This is a genomic window from Achromobacter sp. (assembly GCF_057314935.1).
In genome coordinates this window covers 32407-43506 of record NZ_DBHKZA010000056.1, presented here as the reverse complement: position 1 = coordinate 43506, position 11100 = coordinate 32407, and the positions used below count along the sequence as shown (strand labels likewise).

The 11100-nt window shown below is 65.2% G+C and carries 10 protein-coding genes and 1 tRNA gene; 8 read left to right on the top strand and 3 right to left on the bottom strand.

What is annotated here, in order from left to right:
* Positions 1–444: 444 nt before the first annotated feature.
* Positions 445–1737: a phospholipase A gene (locus ACO6D5_RS20080; protein ID WP_315526783.1), complete on the bottom strand. Its 1293-nt coding sequence runs from the start codon at positions 1735–1737 to the stop codon at positions 445–447.
* A gap of 221 nt (positions 1738–1958) precedes the next feature.
* The gene (amaB, locus tag ACO6D5_RS20075; protein WP_485826333.1) at positions 1959–3461 is read right to left on the bottom strand and encodes an L-piperidine-6-carboxylate dehydrogenase; all 1503 of its coding nucleotides are present in this window, start codon (positions 3459–3461) and stop codon (positions 1959–1961) included.
* Positions 3462–3657: 196 nt separating this feature from the next.
* Between amaB and ACO6D5_RS20070 the strand changes: the two genes are divergently transcribed.
* The 7 genes from ACO6D5_RS20070 (at position 3658) to ACO6D5_RS20040 (ending at position 8827) form a co-directional block, all read left to right on the top strand.
* Positions 3658–4407 (top strand): amino acid ABC transporter ATP-binding protein, encoded by a 750-nt coding sequence (locus ACO6D5_RS20070; protein WP_485826332.1) that lies wholly within the window; start codon positions 3658–3660, stop codon positions 4405–4407.
* A 106-nt stretch (positions 4408–4513) separates the two neighbouring features.
* Positions 4514–5305 carry a transporter substrate-binding domain-containing protein gene (locus tag ACO6D5_RS20065; RefSeq protein WP_315526777.1) on the top strand — a complete coding sequence of 264 codons (792 nt, stop codon included), beginning with the start codon at positions 4514–4516 and terminating at the stop codon, positions 5303–5305.
* Positions 5306–5376: 71 nt separating this feature from the next.
* A complete protein-coding gene (locus tag ACO6D5_RS20060; RefSeq protein WP_006221999.1) occupies positions 5377–6069 on the top strand; it encodes an amino acid ABC transporter permease in 693 nt (230 codons plus the stop codon).
* Between the two features lie 2 nt (positions 6070–6071).
* Positions 6072–6761 (top strand): amino acid ABC transporter permease, encoded by a 690-nt coding sequence (locus ACO6D5_RS20055; protein WP_006221998.1) that lies wholly within the window; start codon positions 6072–6074, stop codon positions 6759–6761.
* Positions 6762–6777: 16 nt separating this feature from the next.
* The gene (locus tag ACO6D5_RS20050) at positions 6778–8070 is read left to right on the top strand and encodes an FAD-dependent oxidoreductase (protein ID WP_315526930.1); all 1293 of its coding nucleotides are present in this window, start codon (positions 6778–6780) and stop codon (positions 8068–8070) included.
* Between the two features lie 13 nt (positions 8071–8083).
* Positions 8084–8668, top strand: coding sequence for a cupin domain-containing protein (locus ACO6D5_RS20045; protein WP_315526770.1), 585 nt, complete (start codon positions 8084–8086; stop codon positions 8666–8668).
* An 82-nt stretch (positions 8669–8750) separates the two neighbouring features.
* Positions 8751–8827: transfer RNA gene (locus tag ACO6D5_RS20040), tRNA-Arg, on the top strand.
* 68 nt (positions 8828–8895) lie between these two features.
* Here the strand turns inward: ACO6D5_RS20040 and ACO6D5_RS20035 are convergent.
* Complete coding sequence (locus ACO6D5_RS20035) at positions 8896–9993, bottom strand: LysR family transcriptional regulator (RefSeq protein ID WP_485826331.1); 1098 nt, start codon at positions 9991–9993, stop codon at positions 8896–8898.
* A 150-nt stretch (positions 9994–10143) separates the two neighbouring features.
* Here ACO6D5_RS20035 and ACO6D5_RS20030 point away from each other — a divergent pair, with 150 nt between their 5' ends.
* On the top strand, positions 10144–11094 hold the full coding sequence (locus ACO6D5_RS20030) for an N-carbamoyl-D-amino-acid hydrolase (protein ID WP_485826335.1): 951 nt from the start codon (positions 10144–10146) through the stop codon (positions 11092–11094).
* Positions 11095–11100: the final 6 nt, after the last annotated feature.

Below are 11100 nucleotides of genomic sequence, written 5' to 3'. Positions count from 1 at the left end.
CGCGGGTCAACGATTGCGGTCCGGAGCCTTCGCTCCGGACTGCCCCTGCGTCATCCTCGTTGTTGCCTACGGCAACTGCCTTCGGATTCCCTTGGGCTTATCGACGCCCCGCGCCCCCCAGGCCGCCGCCGCCCCGGGCTCTGACAGTTCACGCCTGACGTCAGCGGGGGAGGTTGGGGTGCTTGGCGTCTTGTTGGGGCCTCAGCACAAGTACGGAAGATCTTGCTGGGCCGCCCACCGCCTGCCGCGCGGGCGGCGGGCGGTGGGCATTTGCGGGGGGAAGGCTGGGCGGATGCTGAACGCGTCCGTTGGATGGGTGGTTGGACAGGGCGCAGGGGGGCGATGAGCAGGCCGTTGAATCCAACGTAGGATGGGTGGAGCGCGGGGTGTTCGGCACGCGCAATCCGTTGCGGATCTTGCGTAATCCGTCACACCCCGCCTGCCTTAAGGCACTAACGACAACCCGATGCGGAACTGCGATTCGTTGCGCTGGTTGTAGCCCAGCAGCGTTTCGCCGTAGCCGTTGAAGTACTGCAGGTGCAGATACCCGTTCATGTTCAGCCACGTGCGCTGCAGCGGCCAGGCGAAGTCCAGCTGGGTCGTGCGGCGCTTCTGGTCGCCCTGGCGGTACATCGCCGACACGACGGCGCCGTTGTCTTGCGCCCAGCGCAGTTGCCAGTCGACGCGGCCGGCATAGTCGGCGTAGTCGCGGTTTTCGTCGGCGACGGCGAAGTAGGCCTTGACCTTGGGGGCGAAGGTCAGGGTGCTGCCGCCGTCGAAGCGGTAGTGGAAGCGCGGCTCGATGTAGCCGTCGTTGACCGAGCGGGAGTCTTCGCCGTCCTTGCCGTTGGAGTTGTGTTCGACGCCGGTGTTCATGCCGAAGCGCCAGTTCTGGTTGGCGGACTGCCAGATGTTGTCCGACAGCCAGAAGGCGCTGGGGTTGAAGGTGGTGTCGATGAAGGGCATGGAGTCGCCCTGCAGGTCCCACAGCGAGGTCTGGGTGTAGGCCAGGTAGAAGTTCTCGCCCCACGTCGCCGGGCGGTCGCCGCTGGGGCTGAAGAGGCGGTACTTGGCGCTGATCTGGAAGCGGGCGGTGGTTTGGCCGCGGGTGCCGATGTCGAAGTAGACGGGCTTGTATTCCGAGATCGAGCTGCGGAACCGGTCGAACGCCGTTTGCTGCGCGACGGTGGGGACGACGGCGGCGCTGGGCGCCGGGCCGCCTTCTGGTGATGCGCCCACGGCGGTGACGGCGGCGGGGGGCACGGGTTCGCCGCTGCGGGCGTCCACCACGGGGCCTTGCGCGGGCGTGCTGGCCAGCGTGCCGCTGTCGCGGCCGGTGGCGTCCAGCGCCATCATCGAGGGCTGGCCTTCGATGGAGACGGCTTGCAGGCCGCGCGCGGTGCTGGGCACGACGGCAGTCCACGCCATGCGCGCGAAATTGTTGACCGGCACGCTATAGCTGGCGCGGTCGCCGGCCAGCTTGGCCAGGCTGCGCACGATCTGGCCGTCCTGGCTGCGCCATTGCAGCACGAGCTCTGGCGGCGCTTCCCAGTTTGCGCGCGCGCTGCCTTCGTTGAAGTACACCGCTTCGATGGTGACGGTCTCGCCAGGGGCGGCGGACGGGCGGTCGAGGCGGTACGACACGCCGGCGGCGGCTGAGCCTGCCGCGCCCAGGGCGACGATGGCCGTCAGGGTGCGCAGGGAGAATGAGGGGGCGGTGAGACGTCGTGGGGACATGGGCGCAATGTGTTTTTCTTGTGACGAGGCAATGTAGCATCGCGCGCCGAAACTGTTTGTAAGGCAGGCTTATCGGATGTAGAGGGTGTAATAAACGGGTGTTAATCAGGAAGCGGTGGCGCGGCATGGGGCGGGGGCACGGCGCCATCCGCTGCGCACGCAACAAGGCCCCGCGCATTGTCGACAATGCGCGGGGCCTTGTATTTCAAGCCTTGCAGGGTTTATTCGCCGAACTTGATGCCTTGCGCCAGCGGCAGGTTGCGCGAGTAGTTGATGGTGTTGGTCGCGCGGCGCATGTAGTTGCGCCAGGCGTCGGAACCCGATTCGCGGCCGCCGCCGGTTTCCTTTTCGCCACCGAAGGCGCCGCCGATTTCCGCGCCGGACGTGCCGATGTTGACGTTGGCGATGCCGCAGTCCGAACCCGATGCCGACAGGAAGGTCTCGGCTTCGCGCAGGTCATTGGTGAAGATCGCCGACGACAGGCCTTGCGGCACGCCATTCTGCAGGGCCAGCGCATCGGCGAATTCCTTGTAGCGCATCACGTAAAGGATGGGCGCGAAGGTCTCGTGGCAGACGACGTCCGTCTGGCCGGGCATTTCGGCGATGGCCGGGCGCACGTACCAGGCGTTGGGGTAGTCGTCGGCCAGCACGCGTTCGCCGCCGGTGACTTTGCCGCCTTGCTCGCGCGCGGCCTTCAGGGCGTCTTGCATGGCGTCGAACGACACGCGGTCGATCAGCGGACCAACCAGGTTGCCGCTGTCCAGCGGGTTGCCGATGGGGGCGCTGGCGTAGGCCTTGTGCAGGCGTTGGACCAGTGCGTCGGCGACGCTTTCGTGCACGATCAGGCGGCGCGTGGTGGTGCAGCGCTGGCCGGCCGTGCCGATGGCGCCGAAGACGATGCCGCGCGCGGCCATGTCCAGGTCGGCGGTGGGGCCGACGATGATGGCGTTGTTGCCGCCCAGTTCCAGCAGCACGCGGCCGAAGCGTTGCGCCACGCGCGGGCCCACCTGGCGGCCCATGCGGGTCGAGCCCGTGGCCGAGACCAGCGCCACCGTATGCGAATCCACCAGCGCTTCGCCGACTTCACGGCCGCCGATCAGCACTTCAGACAGTCCGGCGGGCGCGTCGCCGAAGCGCTGCATGGCCTGGGCGAAGAGCGCCTGGCAGGCCAGGGCGGTCAGCGGGGTCTTCTCCGACGGCTTCCACACCACGGCATTGCCGCAGACGATGGCCAGCGCGGCATTCCATGACCACACGGCCACGGGGAAGTTGAAGGCGCTGATGACGCCGATGACGCCCAGCGGATGCCACGTTTCCATCATGCGATGGCCGGGGCGTTCGGACGCGATGGTCAGGCCGTACAGCTGGCGCGACAAGCCGACGGCGAAGTCGCAGATGTCGATCATTTCCTGCACTTCGCCTTCGCCCTCAGCGACGATCTTGCCGGCTTCCAGGCTGACCAGGCGGCCCAGCGCGGTCTTGTTCTCGCGCAGCGTTTCGCCCAGCAGGCGGATCAGTTCCCCCCGGCGCGGCGCCGGCACGTCGCGCCAGGCCAGGCTGGCCTGGCGCGCACGGGTAATGGCCGAATGGGCTTGCGCCACCGTGTGTTCGTGCACCTGGGCCAGTTCGGCGCCGTCGATCGGGCTGCGTGCGGTCAGCGTGCCGCCGGTAAGCGCGGCCGCGTTCAGGCCGAGCGCGCGCAGGATGTCTTGGGGGGTGTCCATGCCGGTTCCTTGGATTGCCAGCGAAGCCCATGTCTTCGCTTAAGGGTTATGCCTAAGTGGCGATTCTGGAAAAAAATTTACTATACGAAACTCTAGCGTGAATTGCGAAACTTTTTTTTCTTAACCGGCTTAAGCGCCGCTTCCCTCGGGAAGCCGCCCCGGGGCCGGTTGGGAAAACCTCTTTCGGGGTGCATCAGTGGCAGACGCTTTACTTGATGTCCAAGCAGTCACCAAGACCTTCCAGCGCGACGGCCAGCCGCCGCATCGGGCGCTGGACGGCGTCGATTGCCAGCTGAACCGGGGCGAGGTCATGGTGGTGGTCGGGCCTTCCGGCTCCGGCAAAAGCACCTTGCTGCGCACCCTGAACGGCCTGGAAAGCATCGATAGCGGCACCATCCTCGTGGACGGCGTGTCGCTGACGGATCCCGCCACCGACGTCAACCGCTGGCGCACCGAGGTCGGCATGGTGTTCCAGCACTTCAACCTGTTCCAACACCGTACTGCGCTGGACAACGTTGCGCTACCCCAGCGCGTGGTGCGCGGCCGCAGCCGCGCCGACGCCGAACGCTACGCTCGCGACCTCCTGGGCCGGGTCGGCATGGGAGATTTCGGCGAACGCTATCCCAGCCAATTGTCCGGCGGCCAGCAGCAACGCGTGGCGATCGCCCGCGCGCTGGCCATGGACCCCAAATTGATGCTGTTCGATGAAGCCACGTCCGCGCTCGACCCTGAAACCGTCGGCGGCATCCTGGAACTGATGCGAGGGTTGGCGCGCGACGGCATGACGATGGCCGTCGTGACCCACGAAATGGGCTTCGCGCGCGACGTCGGCGACCGGGCGCTCTTCATGGACGCGGGCCGCATCGTGGAGATGGGCACGCCCGACGAGGTGTTCTGTCATCCGAAGGAGGCGCGCACCCGCGCCTTCCTGGAAAAGATTTTGTAGTCCAAGCAAGCCGGTCCGGCTAAATCCGGGCGCTGCCGGCCTTGCGGCAACACGACATGCTTTGCCCGGAATGACAAGGTTTCATCCACCTCTAGGGGATATTGAAATGCTGAAAATCAAACAATGGCTGGGCGTGGCCAGCGTCGCCCTGGCGGCCGCCACCGTGGCGCTGCCCGCGCAAGCCGACGAACTGGGCGACATCATCAAGCGCGGCGAACTGCGCGTCGCGGTGCAGACATCCGGGCCGCTCATGAGCTTCATGGACAAGACGGGCAAGCGCACGGGCCTGGCGGTGGAAGTCGCCAAGCGCATGGCCGACGACCTGGGCGTGAAGCTCGTCCTGCAGGACTATGAATGGAAGGGCCTGTTGCCCGCGCTGCTGTCGGGCAAGGCCGACATGGTGGCGGCCGACATGACACCCACGCCGCAGCGCGCCGCCCAGGTGCTGTTCTCGGCCCCGATGTTCTACGCCGAGACCGTGGCCGTCGTTCCAAAGGACTCCCCGTACAAGTCGTACGAGGAACTGGACAAGGCGGGCGTCAACGTCGGCGTGCTGGGCGCCAGCACCTACGCCGAAGTGGGCAAGAAGATGCTGCCCAAGGCCACCATGAAAGAGTTCTCGGGCGGCAGCGCCCCGGTCGGCCAGGCCCTGTCCAGCGGCCGTCTGGACGCCGGCATCATGTCCATGTCCACCGCCAACCAGTTCCTGGTCGACTTTGGCAACCTGCGCGTGCTGGACGGCGTGATGGTGCGCGAGCCCCTGGCCTTCGCCGTCGGCCCCAACGCCTTCCGCCTGAAGTTCTGGCTGGACAACTGGCAAACGCTGAAGACCGCCGACAACACGCTGCCCGAGCAGGTGAAGTACTGGTACTCCACCGATTGGAAGAAAGACCATTAAGCATGCGGGCCTGCGCAAGGCCCCTTCGTGTCAACAGGCTCTAGCACCGCTACGGGGAGACCGGACCGCCCATGGACTGGCTGATCGATTACTACAACTGGCGCATCGTCAGCCAGTACACGGGCCAATTCGCCACCGGCCTGGCCAACACGCTGATCGCGGCGGGCGCAAGCCTTGTGCTGTCGGTGTTGGCCGGCGTGCCGCTGGCGCTCTTGCACATGTCGTCCAAAGCCGCCATCTGGCGCCCGGTGGCCGCTTACGTGCAGTTCATCCGGTCTACGCCGTTGCTGGTGCAGATCTACCTGGTCTATTACGCCGTGCCCATGCTGATCCCCGGCGCCAAGGGCTGGAGCGAGATGGTGCTGGGCATCCTGGCGATGACCCTGCACCACGCCGCCTACATGAGCGAGATCATCCGCGTGGGCATCGAGTCCGTGCCGCGCGGCCAGATCGAAGGGGCCAAGGCGTGCGGCATGAATTATCAGCAGCGGCTGCGCTACGTCGTGCTGCCGCAGGCCTTCGTCAACACGCTGCCGCCCTTGCTGGGCCAGACCGCCGTGCTGATCAAGGACACGTCGCTGTTGTCGCTGATCACCGTGTTCGAACTGGTCGCGGCCGGCGTGCAGATGAACAGCGACCGCATCGTTCCCAACGAAAGCTTCCTGACCATCGCCGCAGGCTACCTGCTGATCTACGGCGTCATGCTGTTGTTGTCCCGGGGCGTGAGCCTCTGGCTGGCGGGCCCGGCCTGGAACGCGAGGTAAGCATGCTGGATTCCTATCTTTCCACCGCCGGCGTCGTGCTGCCCTTCCTGTTGAAGGGCTTCTGGGAGACGCTGAAGATCTCGTTCGTGGCCATTATCGCGGGCTCATTGCTGGGTTTCGTGATCGGCGTGATTCGCAGCTACCGCATCCGCGGCATCCACCAGCTGCTTGGCCTGTACATCCATATCCTGCGCGGCACGCCGTTCCTGGTGCAGCTCTACATCTTCTATTTCGTTCTGCCCAGTTCCGGCATCGAACTGCTGCATTGGGATTCCGGCACCGCGGCCTTTGTGTCGCTGTCCGTTTATACGTCCTGCTATGTGGCGGAAATCGTCATGGGCGCCATCCAGTCCGTGCCGCGCGGCCAGACCGAAGGCGCCATGACCCTGGGCCTGCGGCCCTTGCAGATCCTGCGCCTGGTCATCCTGCCGCAGGCCATGCGCCTGATCGTGCAGCCCATGAGCGGCGTCTATGTCATGCTGATCAAAAGCACCGCCATCCTGTCGGTGGTCGGCATCACGGAACTGACCCGGCAGGGCGAGGTGTTCATCATCACGTTCCCGGCCAAATCGCTGTTCATCTACGGCATGATCGCCGCCATCTATTTCATCTATTGCTACCCTTTGCTGCGCCTGGCCAACTGGCTGGAAAAGCGCCTCACGGGCGGTTTGCAGGGCGCAAGCCTGCACTGACATGGACCCGATCGGCATGGCCTCCGAGTACATCGACACCTATTACAAGCGCACGCTGTCGGACAGCGCGACCTACTATCCGCCACTGGCGGGCGCGTGCAGCACTGACGTCTGCGTGGTCGGCGGCGGCCTGGCCGGGCTGTCCACCGCGCTGGAATTGGCGCGCCGCGGGCGCAACGTCACCTTGCTGGAAGGCAAGCGCATCGCATGGGGCGCGTCGGGCCGCAACGGTGGATCGGTCTCGCCGGCGTTCTCGGCCGGCGCCGACGCCATCAAGAAGCACGTCAGCGAAGACCACTACCGGCAGCTGTACCGGCTGTCCATGGAAGGCGTGGAAATCATCCGCGACAATATCCGCAGCCTGGCCATCGCCGACGCGCACAAGGTTGACGGACGCCTGCGCGTGGTGCGCTATGAAGCGACCGACGCGCTGAACCAGTGGTGCGACGCCCAGCGCCGCGACTTCGGCCGCGACGTGCGCTTCCTGACGCGCAGCCAGGTGCGCGAGCGGCTGGTGTCGGATGTCTACCACCAGGGCGTCGAAGATCCCGCCTCGTTCCATTTCCATCCGCTGAACTACGCGCGGGCGCTGGCCCGCGAATGCGCCCGCCTGGGCGTACGCATCCATGAGGACTCCCCGGTCATCGGCGCCGCCCTGAACGGCGCGGTCAAACACCTGCAGACCGAGCGCGGGCAGGTCGACGCCCGCGCCGTCGTGCTGGCCACCGGCGGCTATACGGGCGACGTGGTGCCGGCGCTGCGCCGGGCGATGTTGCCCATCGCCACCTACATCATGCTGACCGAACCCCTGGGCGACCGCGTACAGGAAGCCATCCGCAGTACCGCGGCCATCGGCGACGACCGGCGCGCCGGCAACTATTACCGGGTCCTGGATGGCGGGCGTATCGGCTGGGGCAGTAGAATCACCACCCGTGTCGACGACCCGCCCGATCTGGCCGAGTCCCTGCGCCGCGAATTGCTGTCCGTCTACCCCCAATTGCAGGGGCTGCGCGTCGAGACCGCATGGTCGGGGCGCATGGCCTACGCCCGGCACCTGATGCCGCAGATCGGCCTGTTGGCGCCGGACGTGTGGTATTGCACGGCGTTCGGCGGCCACGGCATGAACACCACCTCGATTGGCGGCCGCGTGGTGGCCGAAGGGATCACGGGCGACACCCAGCGCTACAAGCTGTTCCAGCCTTTCGGGCTGGCTTGGAACGGGGGCGGCCTGGGCACGGCAGCGGTTCAACTGACTTATTGGTCTTACCAGGCGCGCGACTGGTGGCGGGAGCGCACAACGCGGGCATGACAGGGTACACAGGATGCAAGGCAACAAACAGAGCGCATTGGCACCACGGCTGCGAGCCCTGCGCCAAGCGCGCGCTTGGACACTGAAGCAGGCAGCGGCGGCCACTGGCGTCGCCGCGTCCACGCTGTCCAAAATCGAGAACAGCCTGCTGTCGCCCACCTATGACAACCTGATCAAGATCGCCGCCGGCCTGGACCTGGACGTGGCCGAACTCTTCACGGCGTCCGACGCCCACATGGGCACCGGCCGCCGCAGCCTTAGCCGCCAGGGCGAAGGGCGCCAGTACGAAACGCCGTATTACGATCACCGGCTGCTGTGCACCGCGTTGTCGCACAAGCGCATGATGCCGTTCCACACCCGGGTCAAGGCGCGCTCGTTCGACGAATTCCAGGACTGGAGCCGCCACCGCGGCGAGGAGTTCGTCTACGTGCTGGAAGGCGAGGTGCAGCTGTATACCGAGTTCTACGAACCAGCCCGGCTGAAGGCGGGCGAAAGCTTCTATATAGACAGCCGCATGGGGCACCGGGTGATCAGCCTGAGCAAGGACGACGCGATCGTCCTCTGGGTGTCGACGCACGCGGATATCGAAGAAGAGTAGGGCGGTATCCGCCCCGCCCACCTTTTTCCGCAACAAGGTAAAATGCGGCGCCCGGACCTATTCCGGGGCGTCAAAAGACTGCGCGGCAGTAGCTCAGCTGGATAGAGCACGGGCCTTCTAAGCCCGGGGTCGGGGGTTCGAGCCCCTCCTGCCGCGCCACGTTTCTTCGGTAAATCAACGGCTTGGCCATCCCCATATCCCTACCGCATCCCCAGCGGCGCACCGCCTCAGCTGCGGTGGTTCAGCATCTGTAACTGCATCGACGGGAGCTGGCGGGTGGACGCGCCATGCTGCGCGAAATGTTGATCGCGTTGATGGCGGAATTCATCGGCTTCGGCAAGCATCCAACCCTGCAGGGCGGCGATCGGTTCGGACGACTGGTGCGCGGTCGCGAAGAAGTATGACGCGGGTGAGGGCGCGAAGATGCCGAAGACATCGATCAACCGGCCTGCCAGCACATCTTCGAAAACGATCGCCGCGCGTCCCATCGCGATGCCTTGCCCGGTCATGGCCGAGCCCACCGCCAATTGCGACAGATTAAAGCGTTGGCCCAGGTGCAAGTCCGGCAGATCCACGCCGGCGTGTTCCAGCCACGTGCGCCATTCGATCAGGGCGGGGGCGCCCGCCCATGCGGAGTCGTCATGCAGCAGGAAATTCGGCCGCAGGTCGTGAGGGGTCAGGATTTCGGGGTGCGCTGCCAGGAATTCCGGACTGGCGACGGGGAAGATCCATTCATCAAGCATTGCCACGCCCTTGGCGGGAGCCGTCTGCGCGGGCGTGAAGCAAATGATGGCGTCGATGTGCTTGCCGGGAGGGTGCTTATCGTCCAGGGGCTGCACTTCGGCCTGCACGCGTAGGGGTATATCTGGATGGCATCGAAAAAAGTCCCCCATGCGAGGCATCAGCCAACGCATGGCAAACGAGGGCGCGCAAATCATTTCCATGGGCGCGGCAATGCGTTCCTGGCGGATTTCACCGATGACCGTATCCATGCAGCGAAAGGCATCGCTGACCACGCAATGCAATCGTTCGCCTTCCGCGGTGAGCAGGACTTCCCGGGGTAGCCGCTGGAGCACGGGGACTTCAAGCCAACCTTCAAGCTGCTTGATCTGTTGGCTCACGGCGCCCTGGGTAATGTGAAGTTCCTGCGCCGCCCGCGTAAAGCTGCCGCAGCGCGCAACGGCCTCGAAGCAGCGCAACCAAGTCAATAGAGAGGGTGAGAAACGCGTCTTCATCATCTGCTTCGTTAGTTGGGTGGCCGTTCCCCGGCGTGGTGCGGGATTGGCATGAGACGGTGCGAAAAAAACGCCATCGCGGTGCAGCAAATCGTGCTTGGCCCGATCCCGGCGAGTGTCCGGCCGGGGATTAGTGCGGCTAATGGGCTGGGCCAGTATAAGTCGTTTGTATCGCCTTCTGATCAAGGTGACTATGCAGCCATCAGCGACCACATGCAGGTCGCCTTCACGGAGACAACGATGGCACGGCATATCACGATCGGCGCGGCGCAGCTTGGCCCGATTGCCAAGGGAGAGGGCAGGGACGCGGTGGTCAAGCGGTTGATCGCATTGCTTCGGCAAGCCAGTGCCCGCGGCTGCGAACTCGTGGTTTTCCCCGAGTTGGCCCTGACCACCTTCTTTCCCCGCTGGCTGATTGAAAAAGGCCCCGAGCTGGACGCCTGGTACGAGGCCGAGATGCCGAATGCGCAGACGCAGCCCTTGTTCGATGCGGCGCGCGCCTTGGGAATCGGCTTCTACATCGGGTATGCGGAGCTGGCCGTCGAAGGCGGCAAGACGCACCACTACAACACGTCCATTCTGGTTGGCGCAGACGGTGAAATCATCGGCAAGTACCGCAAAATCCATTTGCCCGGGCATGTGGAGCCACAGCCCGGCCGCGACTCCCAACATCTGGAGAAGCGCTATTTTGAACCGGGCAATCTGGGCTTTCCCGTATGGGACGCCTTTGGCGGGGTGGTGGGCATGTGCTTGTGCAATGACCGGCGCTGGCCCGAAACCTATCGGGTGATGGCCCTGCAGGGCGCCGAGCTTGTCGTGCTGGGCTACAACACGCCCAACGACCATACCGGTGACGGCGCGGTGGATGGCTTGTCCAATTTCCACAACCACCTGGCCATGCAGGCGGGGGCGTATCAAAACAGCACGTGGGTCGTGGGCACGGCCAAGTGCGGCCGCGAAGAAGGGTCGCTGATGATCGGGCAGAGCGCCATCATCGCGCCTTCCGGCGAAATCGTGGCGATGGCGACAACGCTTGAAGACGAGCTCGTGACCGCGCGCTGCGATCTGGACATGAGCAAGGTGTATCGCGAGACATTCTTTGATTTCGCGCGCCATCGCGAACCGCAGCACTACGGCTTGATTGTCGAGCGCAAGGGCGTGGGTCCGGCCTTGAACAAGATCGCGGCTTGAGGCGGA